This window comes from Pseudomonas sp. PDM16 (assembly GCF_014851865.1).
In the GTDB taxonomy this organism is placed as follows: domain Bacteria; phylum Pseudomonadota; class Gammaproteobacteria; order Pseudomonadales; family Pseudomonadaceae; genus Aquipseudomonas.
Genome location: NZ_JACVAM010000009.1, coordinates 44,671 through 63,033 on the forward strand (window position 1 = coordinate 44,671; position 18,363 = coordinate 63,033).

The 18,363-nt window shown below is 64.7% G+C and carries 14 protein-coding genes; 11 read left to right on the forward strand and 3 right to left on the reverse strand.

The genetic code is table 11. From position 1 onward, the window contains the following. The first annotated feature begins 2 nt into the window (after nucleotides 1-2). The 6 genes from IB234_RS22980 to IB234_RS23005 all read left to right on the forward strand — a co-directional run bounded on the left by IB234_RS22980 (nucleotide 3) and on the right by IB234_RS23005 (nucleotide 8,678). Nucleotides 3-245, forward strand: a complete 243-nt coding sequence (locus IB234_RS22980; protein ID WP_192322175.1) for a hypothetical protein — start codon at nucleotides 3-5, stop codon at nucleotides 243-245. 115 nt (nucleotides 246-360) lie between these two features. Next, the gene (locus tag IB234_RS22985; protein WP_192322176.1) at nucleotides 361-2,352 is read left to right on the forward strand and encodes an alpha-1,4-glucan--maltose-1-phosphate maltosyltransferase; all 1,992 of its coding nucleotides are present in this window, start codon (nucleotides 361-363) and stop codon (nucleotides 2,350-2,352) included. A 13-nt stretch (nucleotides 2,353-2,365) separates the two neighbouring features. Beyond that, nucleotides 2,366-5,662 carry a maltose alpha-D-glucosyltransferase gene (gene treS, locus IB234_RS22990; RefSeq protein WP_192322177.1) on the forward strand — a complete coding sequence of 1,099 codons (3,297 nt, stop codon included), beginning with the start codon at nucleotides 2,366-2,368 and terminating at the stop codon, nucleotides 5,660-5,662. Next, complete coding sequence (gene glgB, locus IB234_RS22995) at nucleotides 5,662-7,815, forward strand: 1,4-alpha-glucan branching protein GlgB (protein ID WP_192322178.1); 2,154 nt, start codon at nucleotides 5,662-5,664, stop codon at nucleotides 7,813-7,815. Before treS ends, glgB begins: the two co-directional genes overlap by 1 nt. A gap of 156 nt (nucleotides 7,816-7,971) precedes the next feature. Continuing rightward, entirely contained in the window at nucleotides 7,972-8,430 is a 459-nt protein-coding gene (locus IB234_RS23000; protein ID WP_192322179.1) for a PA2169 family four-helix-bundle protein, read from the forward strand. An 8-nt stretch (nucleotides 8,431-8,438) separates the two neighbouring features. Beyond that, nucleotides 8,439-8,678 carry a hypothetical protein gene (locus IB234_RS23005; protein WP_192322228.1) on the forward strand — a complete coding sequence of 80 codons (240 nt, stop codon included), beginning with the start codon at nucleotides 8,439-8,441 and terminating at the stop codon, nucleotides 8,676-8,678. Here the strand turns inward: IB234_RS23005 and IB234_RS23010 are convergent. Together IB234_RS23010 and IB234_RS23015 are read right to left on the reverse strand one after the other, a co-directional pair. Beyond that, nucleotides 8,675-9,715 carry an AraC family transcriptional regulator gene (locus IB234_RS23010; RefSeq protein WP_192322180.1) on the reverse strand — a complete coding sequence of 347 codons (1,041 nt, stop codon included), beginning with the start codon at nucleotides 9,713-9,715 and terminating at the stop codon, nucleotides 8,675-8,677. The two genes, IB234_RS23005 and IB234_RS23010, sit on opposite strands and share 4 nt — an antisense overlap. Nucleotide 9,716: 1 nt before the next feature. After that, nucleotides 9,717-10,832 (reverse strand): carbon-nitrogen hydrolase family protein, encoded by a 1,116-nt coding sequence (locus IB234_RS23015; protein ID WP_192322181.1) that lies wholly within the window; start codon nucleotides 10,830-10,832, stop codon nucleotides 9,717-9,719. Between the two features lie 201 nt (nucleotides 10,833-11,033). Between IB234_RS23015 and IB234_RS23020 the strand changes: the two genes are divergently transcribed. From IB234_RS23020 to IB234_RS23040, 5 genes are all read left to right on the forward strand, one after another. After that, complete coding sequence (locus IB234_RS23020; RefSeq protein WP_412547948.1) at nucleotides 11,034-13,067, forward strand: FAD-dependent oxidoreductase; 2,034 nt, start codon at nucleotides 11,034-11,036, stop codon at nucleotides 13,065-13,067. 64 nt (nucleotides 13,068-13,131) lie between these two features. Continuing rightward, the gene (locus IB234_RS23025) at nucleotides 13,132-13,563 is read left to right on the forward strand and encodes a nuclear transport factor 2 family protein (RefSeq protein ID WP_192322182.1); all 432 of its coding nucleotides are present in this window, start codon (nucleotides 13,132-13,134) and stop codon (nucleotides 13,561-13,563) included. Nucleotides 13,564-13,911: 348 nt separating this feature from the next. Then, nucleotides 13,912-15,276 carry a chromosome partitioning protein ParA gene (locus IB234_RS23030; protein WP_192322183.1) on the forward strand — a complete coding sequence of 455 codons (1,365 nt, stop codon included), beginning with the start codon at nucleotides 13,912-13,914 and terminating at the stop codon, nucleotides 15,274-15,276. A gap of 55 nt (nucleotides 15,277-15,331) precedes the next feature. Then, a complete protein-coding gene (locus IB234_RS23035) occupies nucleotides 15,332-16,285 on the forward strand; it encodes a 1-aminocyclopropane-1-carboxylate deaminase/D-cysteine desulfhydrase (RefSeq protein ID WP_192322184.1) in 954 nt (317 codons plus the stop codon). A 16-nt stretch (nucleotides 16,286-16,301) separates the two neighbouring features. Next, entirely contained in the window at nucleotides 16,302-17,411 is a 1,110-nt protein-coding gene (locus IB234_RS23040) for a cyclic nucleotide-binding domain-containing protein (RefSeq protein WP_192322185.1), read from the forward strand. On the opposite strand, the gene IB234_RS23045 is transcribed toward IB234_RS23040, so the two are convergent. Further along, nucleotides 17,408-18,346, reverse strand: a complete 939-nt coding sequence (locus IB234_RS23045) for a DUF1853 family protein (protein WP_192322186.1) — start codon at nucleotides 18,344-18,346, stop codon at nucleotides 17,408-17,410. The two genes, IB234_RS23040 and IB234_RS23045, sit on opposite strands and share 4 nt — an antisense overlap. Between the last annotated feature and the right edge of the window lie 17 nt (nucleotides 18,347-18,363).

Here is an 18,363-nt window from a genome sequence, read left to right on the forward strand (position 1 = left end):
CCATGTTCCGTGAGTTCGAACATTGCACCGCCTGGACCGACGCCATGTACAACGGTGCCAGTTTCATCGGCCTGATCGAGTACCAGCCGAAGCGCTACGGCGGCGAAGTCAGTGTGCTCTGGGTGATCGACCCAAGCTGCGTCTGTGAGCGCGAGGCGGAGGATGCCGCCGAGCGCATGTTGTGCGCCATTCTCGATATCCATCCCGAGCGCGGCGTGCTCTATGCCGACGGGATTCCGCTGTAAGCGACCTGAACTTTTACCGGCGCGCCGGGCTCGGAATTCCATGCGCCGGTGTCCGTTCCGGTCTACCTCTTTCATCCCCAGCCTACGTCCGCCAGGCGTCAAGGAGCCCGCCGAGATGCATTCGATTCGCCAGGCCGAAGCTCGCAACACCGCCCTCCATGCAGCCAAGACCGCCCGCATCGCCATCGAGTCGGTGACGCCTCAGGTGGAGGCGGGACGCTTCGCTGCCAAGTGCCTGGCGAATGAGGCGCTGGAGGTGCGGGCGGTGATCTTCACCGATGGCCATGACCAAATCGCTGCGTCTCTGTTGTGGCGCCGGGACGGTGAGTCAAGCTGGTGCCGCGTACCGATGCGTGCCCAGGGCAACGACCACTGGCAGGCCTGGCTGGCCCCTGATGCGCCGGGGCGCGTGGAGTTCGTCATCGAGGCCTGGCAAGACCTCTATGCCAGCTATCACTACGAGCTGAAGAAGAAGTACGCGGCCGGTGTGCCGGTCCATCTGGAGGTGCAGGAGGGTGAGCAGCTGTTGCGCGAAATCGGCTCTGGCGCACCGGCCAGTCTGGCCGAGCGTTTCGTCGAACTGCTGACCCGGTTCGCGGATTGCCAGTCGCTGGACCAGCGTGTGGCGGTGCTGCTCGACCCGCTTACCAGCGAGCTGATGGGCCGCGCCGAGCATCGCCCGCACCTGGTGCGCAGCGTGGTGTTCCCGCTGGATGTGGATCGCCAGCTGGCGCAGTTCGCCAGTTGGTACGAGCTGTTTCCCCGCTCGGAAAGCGGCGACCCGCAACGCCACGGCACCTTTAGCGACGTACAGCGACGCCTGCCGGACATCGTCGCCATGGGTTTCGACGTGCTGTATTTCCCGCCCATTCACCCCATCGGCCGCACCCACCGCAAGGGCCCGAACAACAGCCTCAAGGCCGGGCCGGACGATCCCGGCAGCCCCTACGCCATCGGCAGCGCAGAGGGTGGGCACGAGGCGGTGCATCCCGAGCTGGGCAGCCTGGAGGGCTTCCGCGAACTGGTGGATGCGGCGCGCAACCATGGCCTGGAGGTGGCGCTGGATTTCGCCATCCAGTGCTCGCCCGACCATCCCTGGCTGCAGCAGCATCCGGGCTGGTTCAGCTGGCGTCCGGACGGCACCATCCGCCATGCCGAGAACCCGCCGAAGAAGTACGAGGACATCGTCAACGTCGACTTCTACGCCGAAGCCGCCGTACCGGAGCTGTGGCTGGCGCTGCTGGAGGTGGTGCAAGGCTGGGTAGAGCAGGGCGTCACCCTGTTCCGCGTGGACAACCCGCACACCAAGCCGATGCCGTTCTGGGAATGGCTGATCGCCGAGGTGCGTCGTTCGAATCCTGAGGTGATCTTCCTGGCGGAGGCCTTCACCCGGCCGGCGATGATGGCGCGCCTGGGCAAGCTTGGCTTCGCCCAGAGCTACACCTACTTCACCTGGCGCAACACCAAGCAGGAACTGGCCGAGTACCTCTCCGAGCTGAACCAGTCGCCCTGGCGCGAGTGCTACCGGCCCAACTTCTTCGTCAATACGCCGGACATCAATCCGTACTTCCTGCATCACAGTGGCCGCGCCGGTTTCCTGATCCGCGCCGCGCTGGCGACCATGGGCTCGGGCCTGTGGGGCATGTATTCCGGCTTCGAGCTGTGCGAGTCGGCGCCGGTGCCGGGCAAGGAGGAGTACCTCGACTCGGAGAAGTACCAGCTGCGCCCGCGCGATTACCACGCACCCGGCAACATCATTGGTGAGATCACCCGGCTCAACCAGATCCGCCGCGACAACCGCGCGCTGCACAGCCATCTCGGCTTCCACACCTACCCGGTGTGGAACGACAACATCCTGTACTTCGGCAAGCACACCGCCGAACGCGACAACTTCATCCTGGTGGCGATCAGCCTCGATCCGCACCAGGCCCAGGAAGCGCATTTCGAATTGCCGCTGTGGGAGTTCGGCCTTGCCGACGATGCCGCGCTGGAAGGCGAGGACCTGATGAACGGCCACCGCTGGACCTGGCACGGTAAGACACAGTGGATGCGCATCGAACCCTGGCACTTGCCATTCGGCATCTGGCGCGTACGCCCGGTGCGTTGAGAGGAATATCGCCATGGCCCGAAGCAAGCCCTTTCTCGACGATCCGCAGTGGTACAAGGATGCGGTGATCTACCAGCTGCATGTGAAGTCGTTCTTCGATGCCAACAATGACGGCATCGGTGACTTCGCCGGGCTGATCGACAAGCTCGACTACATCGCCGACCTGGGCGTGAACACTCTCTGGCTGCTGCCGTTCTATCCCTCGCCACGCCGAGACGACGGTTACGACATCGCCTTGTACAAGGGCGTGCACCCGGATTACGGCACCCTGGCTGATGCCCGCCGCTTCATCGCCGAGGCGCACAAGCGCGGGCTGCGGGTGATCACGGAGCTGGTCATCAACCACACCTCCGACCAGCATCCCTGGTTCCAGCGCGCACGCTGTGCCAAGAAGGGCTCCAAGGCACGTGACTGGTACGTGTGGTCCGACACGGACGACAAGTACACCGGCACGCGGATCATCTTCCTCGACACCGAGAAGTCCAACTGGACCTGGGACCCGGTCGCCGGCCAGTACTTCTGGCACCGCTTCTACTCGCACCAGCCGGACCTCAACTTCGACAACCCGCAGGTGCTGCGTGCGGTGCTCGGGGTGATGCGCTACTGGCTGGACATGGGCGTGGATGGCCTGCGCCTGGACGCCATTCCCTACCTGATCGAGCGCGACGGCACCAACAACGAGAACCTGGCCGAAACCCATGTGGTGCTCAAACGCATCCGCACGGCACTGGACGAGCGCTACACCGACCGGCTGCTGCTGGCCGAAGCCAACCAGTGGCCGGAGGACACCCGGCCGTACTTCGGCGGTGGGAGCGACGGAGGCGAGGGCGACGAATGCCACATGGCCTTCCACTTCCCGCTGATGCCGCGCATGTACATGGCCATCGCCCAGGAAGACCGCTACCCGATCACCGACATCCTGCGCCAGACGCCGGATATTCCGGCCAACTGCCAGTGGGCGATCTTCCTGCGCAACCACGATGAGCTGACCCTGGAGATGGTCACCGACGACGAGCGCGACTACCTGTGGAACTACTACGCCGCCGACCAGCGTGCGCGGATCAACCTGGGTATCCGTCGTCGCCTGGCGCCGCTGGTGGAGCGCGATCGCCGCCGCATCGAACTGCTCAACAGCCTGTTGTTGTCGATGCCCGGCACGCCGGTGTTGTACTACGGCGACGAGATCGGCATGGGCGACAACATCTATCTCGGTGACCGCGACGGTGTGCGCACGCCCATGCAGTGGTCGATGGACCGTAACGGGGGCTTTTCCCGTGCCGATCCGGCCAGCCTGGTGCTGCCACCGATCATGGACCCGCTGTACGGCTACCAGACTGTCAACGTCGAGGCTCAGGCCCGCGACGCCCACTCCCAGCTCAACTGGATGCGCCGCATGCTGGCCGTGCGCAAGCAGCAGCAGGCTTTCGGCCGGGGCAGCCTGAAGATGCTCACGCCGAGCAATCGGCGCATCCTCGCCTACCTGCGCGAGTTCCGCGGTGCCGATGGCCGCGACGAAAGCATTCTCTGTGTGGCCAACCTGTCGCGGGCAGCCCAGGCAGTGGAGCTGGAGCTGTCCGCCTATGACGGCCGGGTGCCGGTGGAGATGGTCGGCGGCTCGTCCTTCCCGCCGATCGGCGAGATGACCTACCTGCTGACCCTGCCGCCCTACGGCTTCTACTGGTTCTACCTGGCCGATGTCTCGCAGATGCCCAGTTGGCACGTGGCACCGGTGGAGCGCATGGCCGAGCTGCCGACCCTGGTGATCAAGCGTGATCTGCAGGAGCTGGCCCAGGCACCCACTCGTGGTGTGTTGGAGAGCGACCTGCTGAGCAGTTACCTGGACCGTCGGCGCTGGTTCGCCGGCCATGGCGATAGCGTCGCGCAGCCGGAGCTGACGTATGTGCAGCCGTTCGGCGATCTGCGTGCCCTGGCCGAGATCAGCGTCGGCGGTGAGCGTTACCAGCTACCGCTGGCCTATGTCGACGAAGGTTCGGCCGGCAACCCGTTGGCCCAGCAACTGGCCCTGGCCCGCCTGCGTCGCGGCCGCCAGGTCGGCCTGCTGACCGATGGCTTCAGCCTGCCGGCATTCACCTATGAAGTGCTTGCCCATCTGCATGGCCGCCAGGTGCTGCAGGCAGGCGGTGGCGAGATCCACTTCCTGGCTGCCGCCGGCTTCTCCGACTATCCGGCGGTGGCGGGCGAGGAGACGCGCCTGATCGCCGCCGAGCAATCCAACAGCTCGGTGATCATTGGCGAGCGCATGGTGCTCAAGCTGGTACGCCGCCTGTTCTCCGGTGTGCACCCGGAGGCGGAGATGGGCGGCTTCCTCACGGCCAACGGCTACGCCAACATTGCGCCGATGCTGGGCGAGGTACGCAGGATCGACGGTGCCGGTGAATCCTTCACCCTGATGATCCTGCAGGGCTACCTGAGTAACCAGGGCGATGCCTGGGGCTGGACCCTCGACAACCTGCAGCGTGCCATTCGTGACGAACTCAGTGGCGGCATCTCCAACGTGCAGAGCGAGTACGACGCACTGGCGGAGCTGCAGACTTTCGCCGCCACCCTCGGCCGGCGCCTGGGTGAAATGCACCTGGTGCTGGCCAAGCCCAGTGACGATCCCGACTTTGGCCTGCGCCCCAGCGACGAGGCGGACAGCCAGGCCTGGGGCGAGTCCATCGGCGCACAGCTACAGCAGGCGCTGGATGCACTGCAGCAGAGCCGCGAGCGCCTGAGCGAGGCCGACCAGCGCCAGGTTGACCATTTGGTGCAGCAGCGCGACGAGCTACTGCGCCTGGTCATGGACCTGGCGCGGCTATCTGCCGGTGGCATCCGCATCCGCGTTCATGGCGATCTGCACCTGGGCCAGGTGCTGGTGGTGCAGGGCGATGCCTACCTCATCGATTTCGAAGGCGAGCCGAGCCGCCCGCTGGAGCAGCGCCGCCAGCGCCACAGCCCGATGAAGGATGTGTCGGGCATGCTGCGCTCCTTCGACTATGCCGCCGCCGTGGCGCTGCGTAACGCACAAGGTACTGACCTGTCCGACGAGGCCTCCGTGGCCCGGCAGCGCATTGCCTCGCGTTACCGCAGCGAGGCGCGCACGGCCTTCTACGATGCCTACCGCCTGGCCGCCGCTGACCTGCCGCACGAGTGGCACGCCCGCGAAGGTGAGGGCGCTGCGTTGGCGCTGTTCAGCATCGAGAAGGCCGCCTACGAGATTCTGTATGAAGCCGCCCATCGTCCGGACTGGCTGGATGTGCCATTGCATGGGCTGCTGGAGCTGGTTCACCAACTGCAGGGAAACCGTTGATGACTGACCTGGAACGTCTGCGCCGCGCCGAGCATGGCGACCCCTTTGCCTTCCTCGGTCCGCGCCCGGACGGTGACGGCAGCCTGGTGCGGGTCTGGCTGCCCGGTGCGTTGGCCGTCGAACTGCTGGCCGCCGACAGCGGCGAGCTGCTCGGCGCCATGCAACTGGAGGATGCCGGCGGCTTGTTCAGCCTGCGCCTGGCCAAGCCACAGCCGTACCGCCTGCGCATCCACTGGCCACAGGCTGAGCAGGAAACCGAGGACCCGTATGCGTTCGGCGAGTTGCTCGGTGATATCGACCTGTACCTGTTCGCCGAGGGTAATCACCGTGATCTTGGTCGCTGCCTGGGTGCCCAGCTGACACAACTGGGCGACGTGTCCGGCGTGCGCTTTGCGGTGTGGGCGCCGAATGCCCGGCGGGTGTCGGTGGTTGGTGATTTCAACGGTTGGGACGGGCGCCGCCATCCCATGCGCCTGCGCTACCCGAGCGGTGTCTGGGAGCTGTTCATTCCGCGCCTGGGCGCCGGCACCGTGTACAAGTTCGAGATCCTCGGCGCTGATGGTGTGCTGCCGCTCAAGGCCGATCCGCTGGCGCTGGAGGGCGAGCTGCCGCCAGCCACCGGTTCGCGCGTTGTCGCTTCGCTGGATTTCCACTGGCAGGACCAGGACTGGATGGAGCGCCGCCAGGAGGTCCAGGGCCATGACCGGCCGCTGAGCATCTACGAGGTGCATGTCGGCTCCTGGCAGCACGTCGACGAGCGTCCGCCGACCTGGGCCGAGCTGGCCGAGCGGCTGATTCCCTACGTGCAGGACCTGGGCTTCTCCCACATCGAACTGCTACCGGTGATGGAGCACCCGTTCGGCGGTTCTTGGGGCTACCAGCCGCTGTCGCTGTTCGCGCCGACCTCGCGCTATGGCTCGCCGGCGGACTTCGCCGCCTTCGTCGACGCCTGCCACCGGGCCGGTATCGGCGTGATCCTCGACTGGGTGCCGGCGCATTTTCCCACCGACGAGCACGGCCTGGCGCGCTTCGACGGCACGGCGCTGTACGAGTACGAGCACCCGTTCGAGGGCTTCCATCAGGACTGGGACACCTTCATCTACAACCTTGGCCGCACCGAAGTGCACGGCTTCATGCTGGCCTCGGCACTGCACTGGCTGCGCACTTACCACATCGACGGCCTGCGCGTGGATGCGGTGGCCTCGATGCTCTACCGCGACTACTCGCGCAAGGATGGCGAGTGGATTCCCAACCGCCACGGTGGGCGCGAGAACCTGGAGGCCATCGAGTTTCTCCGCCATCTCAATGAAGTGGTCGCCAGCGAGGCGCCTGGCGTTCTGGTGATCGCCGAAGAGTCCACCGCCTGGCCAGGTGTTAGTCGGCCGAGCGGCGAGGGCGGCCTGGGCTTTGCCTACAAGTGGAACATGGGCTGGATGCACGACAGCCTGGCCTACATCCAGCAGGACCCGGTGCACCGCAGCTTCCATCACCACCAACTGACCTTCGGCCTGATCTACGCCTTCTCCGAGCACTTCGTCCTGCCCATCTCCCACGACGAAGTGGTGCACGGCAAAGGTTCGCTGCTGGGCAAGATGCCCGGCGACCGCTGGCAACAGTTCGCCAACCTGCGCCTGTTCCTCAGCAACATGTGGATGCACCCGGGCAAGAAGCTGCTGTTCATGGGCTGCGAGTTCGGCCAGTGGCGCGAGTGGGACCACGACCAGCAGCTGGACTGGTACCTGCTGCGCTACGGCGAGCACGCTGGCGTGCAGAACCTGGTTCGCGAACTCAATCGGCTGTACCGCGACTATCCGGCGTTGCACCGCCAGGATGGCCGTGCCGAAGGTTTCCAGTGGCTGATCGGCGATGACCAGCGCAACAGCGTGTTCGCCTGGCTGCGGCACGCCGAGGGCGAGCCGCCGCTACTGGTGGTGCACAACTTCACCCCGATACCACGCAATGCCTATCACGTCGGCGTGCCTCAGCGTGGCCGTTGGCAGGTGTTGCTCAACAGCGATGACGAGCGCTTCCTCGGCTCCGGTGCCGGTAGCCGCGGCGAGTTGGACTGCACAGTGGAGGCGGCCCATGGCCAACCCCAGTCGCTGAGTCTTGATCTGCCGCCATTGGGCACTCTGGTGCTGGTACCTATCTGACCTAAGTCCTTGATCTGTTGGCTCTAACGACCGCCCATCGGTTAGGTGGAACACCTATCGAAGCGGTCGAGTCGACACCTTCAGACGGCGCGGTAGCGTCCACGCCTCTGCAATCATCCCACCAGCCGCCGGCGGCGCCGGCAAAGGAAGACAGTGATGAGCGATACCATCAAAGACACCATCAAGGTCCTCAACAATCTGATCGAGACCAGCAAGGACGGCGAAGCGGGCTTCCGCACCTGCGCCAAGGACGTCAAGGATCCGCAGCTGCAGTCCTTGTTCAACAACCGCTCCCGTGAGTGTGCGGCGGCCGCCGGCGAGCTGCAGGGCCTGGTGCTGGAGCTGGGCGGCAAGCCGGAGGACAGCACCAGCGTCGGCGGTGACATTCATCGCCGTTGGGTCGATCTCAAGTCGCTGATCACCGGCAAAAGTGACGAGGCCATCCTCAACGAATGCGAGCGTGGCGAGGACGTCGCCAAGAAGCACTATGCCGAGGCATTGGAGGAGAAAGCCTTGCCGCTGAAGGTGCGCGAGGTGATCCAGCGCCAGTACGCCGGCGTGCTGCGCAATCACGATCAGATCAAGGCCTTGCGCAACATGGCACGCGCCAGCTAACTGGTATCGTGCGCGAGAAGGCCGGCCATCAGGCTGGCCTTTTTGTTTGTGTTCCCCGAGATTTTTCGTGTCATCGCCTTGTCATGGGGAATCTTCAGGCTGTTGGCATGGTCTTTGTTTCAGCCAAACGCAACGACAGAGAAACGACAGGAGAAACTCCAATGGATGATTACGTAGAAGAACTGCTCGAGTCCCGTGCCATCGAGCAGGACCCGGTAGAGCCCGCCGAAGACGCTACCGAGCTCTAACCGCTCTCCAGGCGTTGACTGCGGCGGAACTCGCCAGGAGTCTGGCCGCTCCAGCGCTTGAAGGCTCGTTGAAAGGCTTCCGCAGAAGCGAATCCGAGCAGATAAGCGATCTCCCCGAATGCCAGTTCGGTGTCGCGAATGTAGGCCATCGCCAAATCCCTTCGGGTCTCGTTGAGCAGGGTACGGAACTGCGTACCTTCTTCGGTCAACTTGCGTCGCAGTGTCCAGCTGGGCAACTGGAGCTTCTTCGCCACCTCATCGAGCCCCGGCTCGCGCCCGTGCAGCATCGGACCCAGCAGGTGGGTGATGCGCTCGCGCAGGCTGCGGGTGCGGGTCAGCTGCTCCAGCTCCCGTTCGGCCAGCTCCAGCAGTTGCTGCCAGGTGCTCGGGCAGTGCTGCGACAGCGGCTGGTCGAGGCTGGCATTGGCCAGGCGCAGACGGTTGTGGGCGGCACCGAACTCTACTGGGCAGCCGAAACACTGCTCGTAGCGTTCTTCGTAATCGGGGGCGGGGAACTCAATCTCCACCCGCTCGACCGCCAGAGCTCCGCCCAGCAGCGCGGCGAGCTGGTGGCGCCAGCTGGACAGCACCGAGTCCACCACGAAGCGATTGAAGTCGTTGTACGGGCTGATCGAGTAGAAGCCCAGCCAGGCGCCGCCGGCGTCTTCCGCGAAACTCGAGTGGCCCCGGTAGTTGTGCGCATAAAGTGGTTCGAAGCGAATCAGCGTACGTGCAGCCTCACGCAGGGTCGGTGCCTGGGCAGCGGTGACGCCAGCCAGCCCCGCCTGGCTGATGCGGCTGTGGCGACCCATCTCCAGCCCCAGGGCGCGATCACCGCACAGGCCAATGGCGCTATGCCCCAGGCGCATGTAGCGCGGAATCGACAAGCGCTCGCGGGGCAGGGCCAGGCGGGCATCATCAAGGCGAAACTGACGCAGCAGCTCATCGGCAGCCACGCCTTTCTCGGACAGGGCATCCACCAGGCCGTGGACGAAGGCGACGGACAGATCGCCGAGGCGAACGCGGGTCGCTTTCATCTCATAGCCACAGGTTGAGCAGGCGGGCCCCGGGTGTTTCGTCGACCAGCTCCTGACCGTCGCGTTGCACCACCATGCTGCGCCCATCACTGCCCAGGCCCCATAATTGACCACGCATGAACACTGCCATGCCGGCCCTTGCTGGAGTCTGTTTCAGTTGCGTGGGTAGCGAATGGCGAAGCCAGGCCTCGCCCTCGCTGAGCTGGCTGGCACGACTGCGCAAATCGGTGGGCGTGCCGGACCAGGTGCCGTTCCAGTGACCATCGCCGTGCAAAAAGGCTGGTACCACCAGCAACTCCACCTGCTGGGCGGCGAGCGGCGCGTAGCTTTCCGTCCGCCAGCTGTCGGTGCCGATAAGCACACCCAGGCGCCCAGCGGGAGTGGTCACCACGTGCAGTTCCTGGTCGGCTGCTCCCGCGGTGAAGCTGTCTTCGTCGCGGTGTGGCAGCACCTTGCGTTGGGGTTGGCCGAGTGGCATCCCATCGCTGCCAAACACCAGACTGACGTTGTACAGCGGGCCGTCGCCGATCTGCAGCACGCCTTCCTCGACGCGCGGCTCCGGCAGCACGATGGAGCCGGCCACGATGGTTACCCCGTAGGTCTCGGCCAGGCCGCCGAACAGGTTCTGGTAGTCGGCGGCCATCTGCTCGGCCTTCATCCGCAACAGGGCGTCGCTGAAGCGCGCGGTGCCTTGGTTGGCGAGCAGTGCGCGGATCAGTTCCAGCGGGTGACTGAGGCCCAGCCAGATGCGTGCCTCGGCCAGATCGCGGGCGGCGAACACTTCACGCTTTTCGCCGACGGCGACCAGCCAGGTGCCGATATGTTCGGGCAACACCACCACCGTCTTCGGATTGAGCAGGCCCTCTTCCTTGGCCTTGTCCAGATAGGCCGCCAGCTTACGGTGCAGGTGCAGGGCGCTGCGGTAGTCGGCGCGATACAGCTCGGGCTGGATGCCCAGTAAATTTCCGCGACCTTGGTCGCTGCCCTGGCTGAACGCCAGCGAGCTACGCAGGTCGCTGAGGAAATGGCTGGCGGGACGCCACTGGATCCAGGCGGCGTAGGCGATCAGCAGCGCGACGACGAGCAGCCAGAAGCCGCGGTGGAGCAACTTGAACATGGTTAGGCCTGGTGGAAATGAAGCCGTCAGCCTAGGGCAAGGTAGCGTATTTGCCTAGTCGGCCTGTCACTTATGATCAATAACTTGTGCATTTCGATCATTGAGCGGTCGGCTGCTGCTCTTTATCGTCTGCCGCAACAACGACCACGTACGCATCAGTGCGTGGCAGCCCGTGATAAGCCCGACGCTGTGGAGATGACCATGAGCAACGCCTACCCGAACCTGCTGGCCCCTCTGGACCTGGGTTTCACCACCCTGAAGAACCGCACCTTGATGGGCTCCATGCACACCGGTCTAGAAGAGAAGCCGGGCGGTTTCGAGCGCATGGCGGCCTACTTCGCCGAGCGTGCCCGTGGCGGCGTCGGCCTGATGGTCACCGGCGGCATCGGCCCGAACGAAGAGGGCGGCGTGTACTCCGGCGCGGCCAAGCTGACCACCGTCGAGGAAGCCGAGAAGCACAAGATCGTCACCAAGGCGGTGCATGAGGCGGGCGGCAAGATCGCCATGCAGATCCTGCATGCCGGCCGCTACGCCTATAGCCCGAAATCGGTGGCACCGAGTGCCATCCAGGCGCCGATCAACCCGTTCAAGCCGCGCGAGCTGGACGAGGAAGGCATCGAGAAGCAGATCCAGGACTTCGTCACCTGCTCCGTGCTGGCCCAGCAGGCCGAGTACGACGGCGTCGAGATCATGGGTTCCGAGGGTTACTTCATCAACCAGTTCCTCGCTGCCCACACCAACCACCGTACCGACCGCTGGGGCGGCAGCTACGAGAACCGCATGCGCCTGCCGGTGGAGATCGTTCGCCGCGTGCGTGAGGCCGTAGGCCCGAACTTCATCATCATCTATCGCCTGTCGATGCTCGACCTGGTCGAGGGCGGCAGCACCTGGGACGAGATCGTCCTGCTGGCCAAGGCCATCGAGAAGGCCGGCGCCACCATCATCAACACCGGTATCGGCTGGCACGAAGCGCGTATTCCGACCATCGCCACCAAGGTGCCGCGCGCGGCCTTCACCAAGGTCACCGCCAAGCTCAAGGGCGAAGTCAGCATCCCGCTGTGCACCACCAACCGCATCAACACCCCGGAAGTGGCCGACCAGGTGCTGGCCGAGGGCGATGCCGACATGGTCTCCATGGCCCGTCCGTTCCTCGCCGACCCGGATTTCGTCAACAAGGCTGCCGAAGGCCGTGCCGACGAGATCAACACCTGCATCGGCTGCAACCAGGCCTGCCTGGACCACACCTTTGGTGGCAAGCTGACCAGCTGCCTGGTCAACCCGCGTGCCTGTCACGAGACCGAGCTGAACTACATCCCGACCACCACTGTGAAGAAGATCGCCGTGGTCGGCGCTGGCCCGGCCGGTCTGTCCGCTGCTACCGTAGCCGCCGAGCGTGGCCACAGCGTGACCCTGTTCGACGCGGCCGGCGAGATTGGCGGCCAGTTCAACGTGGCCAAGCGCGTGCCGGGCAAGGAAGAGTTCTACGAGACCCTGCGCTACTTCAAGAAGAAGTTGGAAACCACGGGTGTCGACCTGCGTCTGAACACCCGCGTCAACGTCGACGACCTGGCCAAGGGCGGCTTTGACGAGATCATCCTGGCCACCGGCATCGCTCCGCGCACCCCAGCCATCGAAGGCATCGACAACGCCAAGGTGATCAGCTACCTGGACGCCATCCTGCAGCGTAAGCCGGTCGGCCAGAAGGTCGCGGTGATCGGCGCCGGCGGCATCGGCTTCGACGTCTCCGAGTTCATCACCCACGCCGGCGAGACCACCAGCCTGAACCGCGACGCGTTCTGGAAGGAGTGGGGCATCGACACCGCGCTGGACGCCCGTGGCGGCATCGCCGGGATCAAGGCCGAGGTGCATCCGGCGGCGCGCGAAGTGTTCCTGCTGCAGCGCAAGAAGACCAAGGTCGGCGACGGCCTGGGCAAGACCACCGGCTGGATCCACCGTACCGGCCTGAAGAACAAGAACGTGCAGATGCTCAACTCGGTCGAGTACCTCAAGGTCGACGACGCCGGCCTGCACATCCGCATTGGCGAAGGCGAGCCGCAGGTGCTGCCGGTCGACACCGTGATCGTCTGCGCAGGGCAAGACCCGCTGCGCGAGCTGCAGGACGGCCTGGTCGCCGCCGGCCAGAACGTGCACCTGATCGGTGGCGCCGACGTGGCGGCTGAGCTGGACGCCAAGCGTGCGATCAACCAGGGCTCGCGCCTCGCCGCCGAACTCTGATCGACAGACGCCCCGCCTAGTGCGGGGCGTCTGCTTTAAGGCTCACAACAATAAGGAGAAGCTCATGTCTACCGATCTTCAATTGCAACCGGCCGCGGCAGCCAGCCTGCAGCGCTGGCACCAGTTCATCGCCGCCCAGGACCTGAGCCAGCTGCCGGAGCTGCTGCACCCGCAGGCGGTGTTCCGCTCGCCCATGGCGCACAATGCCTATCCGGGCGCGCAGGCGGTCAACCTGATTCTCAATACCGTGCTGCAGGTGTTCCAGGACTTCGCCTATCACCGCGAGCTGGCGACTGCCGATGGCCTCAACGTGGTGCTGGAGTTCAGCGCCAAGGTGGGTGAGCGCGAGCTCAAGGGCATCGACATGATCCGCTTCGACGAGAACGGCAAGATCGTCGAGTTCGAGGTGATGGTCCGTCCGATGAGCGGTCTGGCTGCCCTCGGCGAGGAGATGGGCCGTCGCCTGGCTCCCTACCTGGCTGCCGCCAAGGCCTGAGAACCTGTTTACGATCCGCTACGCGTCAGTTAGACGGCTTTGAAAACAGCCCGGAACACGTCGGCTCGGACTGTTCATTTACTTCCTCGGCCGTTTTTGCCAACGTTTATCGCTAGCTAGCGAGATCGTAAGCGGTTTCTAACGCCCAGCCCGTCACACTTTCGTCCTGTCGTCGCTGCTTATACCGGGCGGCGGCCGGGCGGCTGCCAACCCAGTCACATTGCCCGCGTTCCGTTTTCCCCTAGACTTGCCCAAAACAAGGGATTGAGCCTGCCAGCAGGCAATGCACGCGCCCAGGGCCTGCCTGTCGCGCGCTGATCATGATCCCGGTGGCCTTGAGGAAAATCCATGAGCATGCAGAACAAAGCGCAGATGGTTGAGGCCGTCTTGTTCTTCAACGAGCGCGGAATCTGCAAGGAAATGCTCTTCCCCGAGTTCGAGGCACTGCTCGACAACGTGGTGAGCATGGCCGAGTTCGCCGACCAGCAGATGCGCCTGGCCTATGTGTTGATCAATCCGCGCCTGATGGTGCGCTCCGTTGTCTTCTTCTACCTCGACTTCGACGAACACGGCTCCGCTGACAGGGGCTGGAACCTGCCGTTGCGCCATCTGGCCGACAACGCCGGTCGTGGTCCGGATCTTGGGGCCGGTCCGATCCGTCTCGCCTGCCGTAGCCAGTGCCCGGTTTCCTGGCACCAGATGCACCTGTGGGACCCAAGCCTGGCCCCGGGTAAGAACGATCTCGTTCTGCTGCGTGACGCGGTCAAGCGTAATGCCTTGGGTTTGCTGGTGGAGGAAGATGCACCGGTGGTGCTGCCCGAACGTTTGCAGGTCGCGGCCGAGGACAAGTGGCAGGCACCGGATCCTGCCAGAGCCGAGGCCGAGAAGCAGGCGGAGCAGAAAGAACATGAGCACCGCCTGAAGACCGCTCAGCTGATCAAACAGCAGCGACTGCGCATCAGTACGCTGGGCAAGCAGCACGAAGAAGAACTGGCCCGGATCAAGTTGGCGGCCGATGAGCAGCAACGCGCGTGGCAGTCTGAGTCCACCGCCCTGCGTCAGTCCCTGCGCCAGCAGGAAGAGCTGAACAACAGCCTGAAGGTCCAGCTCGGTGCTCAGGCCGATAGCATGCAACAGGCTCGCGAGGACATGTCTCGTCAATTGCGTGAGCTGGAGCGCCATGGCCGCACTGAAGCGGACATCCTACGTGCTCAATTCGACTCGGAGCTGCAGGCGCGGGTCGCCGCTGCGGTAGCCGAATTCAGGGAGCAGGTGGCGATTCGCGATGTTGAGCTGGCCTACCGTGCTGAGCAGGATACCCAGCTGCAGCAGGAACTGGATCGTGCTCGGCGTGAGCGAGACGAGTTGGCTGGACAGGGCGGAGAGCAGATTCTCGAGCGATTGGCCAAGCTCGGGGTCGTATTCGTGGTCTATCACCCGGGGGCCGGTCATCTGACCATTCCGTTACAGGATATGGCCCGCTATCAGAACAACCCCATGGGTTATGCAGCGGCCAAGTGCTTCGTCTCCGAGGAGCAGTACCGGCAGTGGCTGGCGCATTATCAGCAGCCAACCTGCGAGGCCAGCCTGCCGTCCGGCGAACGTTGCGCCATGCCTATCGATAGGGTGGAGACCCCGAGCCGCTTCGTGGTCGGCGAATCCAACTGCTGCGCTCGCCACAAGGCCGGCGCGCGCCTGCGCACTGTGAGCTGAGCGGTTACCATGACGGTCGGCGCCTGATCACTGGCGCCCAACCGGTTGTTTCTCCATGCCCATCATCGTTCCACATTGGCAGCCCTCGGCCCCCTTGCAGCTTCTGCACCTCGACTGGCTAGCACGCGCTGGCGTCGAGGTGGCGGTGTTGCGCCTCGACCTGCTCGATCCGCTGATCTCAGGCAACAAGTGGTTCAAGCTCAAGCCGCATATCGAGGCTGCGGCTGCAGTAGGTGCCGAAGGTCTGATGAGTCTTGGCGGGGCTCACTCCAACCACCTGCATGCTCTGGCGGCCGCCGGCCGGCGCTTCGGTTTCCAGACGGTTGGCCTGCTGCGCGGCGAGCCACAGGAGACGACTACGGTTCGCGACCTGTTGGACTTCGGCATGCGCCTGCACTGGCTCGGCTACGCCGGATATCGCGAGCGTAATCAGCCGGGTTTCTGGATGAGCTGGCAGGCGCGTTATCCGCGCCTTGTGCCGGTGAACGAAGGTGGCGGAGGGCTGCTCGCGGCACGTTCCTGTGGTGCCATCGTCGAGATGGCCAGGGGTCAACTCGCCGAGCTGGGTTGGGAGGACTATCAGGGTTGGTGGCTGGCTGCCGGCACGGGAACCACTGCAGCTGGACTGGTGATGGCCGAACAGGGCGGGCACCAGATTCATGTGGCCACCGCGGTGCCCTTCGGACATGGGCTGGAAAAGAACCTTGCGTCGGTGCTCAGCGAGGCGAGGCATGCGGATTCCGGCTATCGTCTGGTGGATGCCAGTGGTGGTGGTTTCGGTCGGGTAGATGCGGCGTTGGCACGCTGCATCCGTGATTGCGAGGCCACGTGTGGCCTGCCTCTGGAGCCGTTGTATACCGGCAAGGCAATGCTGGCATTGCGCGGGGAGGTGGAGGCCGGTTACTTTGCTCCGGGTACGCGTCTGCTGTTGCTCCATACCGGAGGGCTGCAGGGGCGCCGGGCCATGGCCCAACGCCTGGAAGAAATGGCAGCAGTGCGCCAAGAATAACGAAGGACAGGTGTCGATGATCGAGCCGCTGAACCCCGAACAGCTGCGCAGCTTCACTCCGCTCAATGTGCTTTCCGAGCAACAATGGCGCGAACTGCGCCACCAGCTGGTGCCTCAGCCGCTGCTGGCTGGCCAGTTGTTGTTCCGCCATGGCGATCAGGCCCGCACTACATATTACCTGCTGTCCGGAGAGATCCTGCTGCGTGACGCGGAGGGCCATGAAGAGCGCCTGCAGGTCGGTAGCGAGGCCAGCTGCCACCCGCTGTCACCGACCCTGCCGCGCCAGCATGAGGCGCGAGCACTGACTGACGTCAGCGTGCTGGCGCTGGACAGCGCCAATCTCAGTCGTCTGTTGACCTGGCGTCTGGCGTATCAGGACCTGTTGCTCGACCTGGGCAGCAACGGGGATGATGTCGAATGGCTGGAGCGCCTGCTGGAAAACCCCCTGTTCACCAAGGTGCCACCCGCGAACGTGCGCGCCATGCTCGATCGGCTGCGCCCCATCGACCTGCCTGCCGGTAGCCGAGTTCTGGTGGAAGGAGAGGGTGGCGACTGCTGCTATTTCCTCAAGAGTGGACGTGCTGAGGTGTTTCGCGAAGGCGAAGGCAGTCGCCAGGTATTAGCGGAGCTGGACGTCGGCGCCTGCTTCGGCGAGGAGGCCTTGCTCTCCGACCAGCCGCGCAACGCCACGGTGACGCTGATTGAGCCGGGCGTGGTCATGCGTCTGGATCGCCAGGACTTCTTCGCGCTGCTCAAGGCGCCCGTGGTCGACGAGGTGTCTTTCGGCGAGGCGGCTCGCCTGCTGTCTTCCGGTGCCCAGTGGCTGGATGTGCGGCTCCAGGAAGAATACGAACGGGCTCATGCCCAGCAGGCATTGAACATGCCCTTGCATCTGCTGCGTTTGAAGCTGCGCCTGCTGGACAAGGAGCGCACCTACCTGTGTTACTGCGACAGCGGCAAGCGTAGCGCCAGTGCCGTGTTCCTCCTGTCTCAGCTGGGCTTCAAGGCCTATGCGTTGCGTGATGGACTGGATTCCCTGCCGGCGGTGCAGCGAGCCGGCCTGCTGTGCGAGAGTGGTTCGGGCTATCTGGCCCGCTCCGGCGGTCGCACCGAGCGCAGCAGCTAGGGCTGTTCCGGAGGGCGGCGCGGCCAGTGGTCATTGACCAGAAACAGCCGCTCGCGCTCCAGCCAGTCTCCTTGCGCATCCTGTTCCAGGCGTACCAGCAATTGCGCCGGTGCTGCTGCGTCCAGTTGAGCCATCCAGTTTCGAAACTGCTCGCCTGTCCAGAGGTGCTCGGTCGGCAGCAGCGCGGGCGGGAGCCAGGCAGGGCGGGGTAGGGGTTGCCAGTGCTGGTCAGGCACCATTCGGCGCTGCCAGTCACGCAGGCGTAACCAGTGGCCTCGCAGGTGCTGCGGGTGATTCCCATCCGGGGCGGAGCAACTGTCCGGCCAGGGATAGAACAAGTAACCACCCAGCCAGGCCGAGGCGCGGGGTTTCTCCGTGGCCAGTTCGGCCATTGCCATCCGGGCCTCCTGGGTGGACGACAGCGGCAGCTGATGCTGCTCGAGATGATCCAGCTTGAGTCCCAGGCGGTCCTCGCTGGCGGGCCCCAGCCAATGGGTGGTCAGTTCACCCGGTCCATGCTCCGGCCCCAGGTAGAGTTTGAATGCCTGCTCCAGGTGGTGCAGGCCGTCGTCGTCGCGCACCAACAGATCCAGCTCGCCCAGTGTCTGGCCGTTGCGACGTACCGGCAGGTTGGCCGCCAGCAGCTGCACATCGGGGGCCGCCTGCAGGGCGAACTGCCAGAGCCGCTCGTAATAGTGGCCGAGGCGGCTGGAGCCGTTGGCCAGGTGCCGCTGTAGCGTGCTGCTACTGGCTTCCTGCTGAAGGAGCCAGCTCGCCAGGCGCTGCGGCTCGCTTAGCCAGATACTGGCCGCCAGGGGATGGCGCAGCGGCAGGTTGCCGGCCGCGAGCAGCGGAGGGGAGAGCAGTGCCCAGGCCAGGTCGCGTACCTGAGGCTGGCGCAGATGCCCCAGCAGGTCATCCAGTGGCAGATTCATTGGCCGAGCATAGCCGA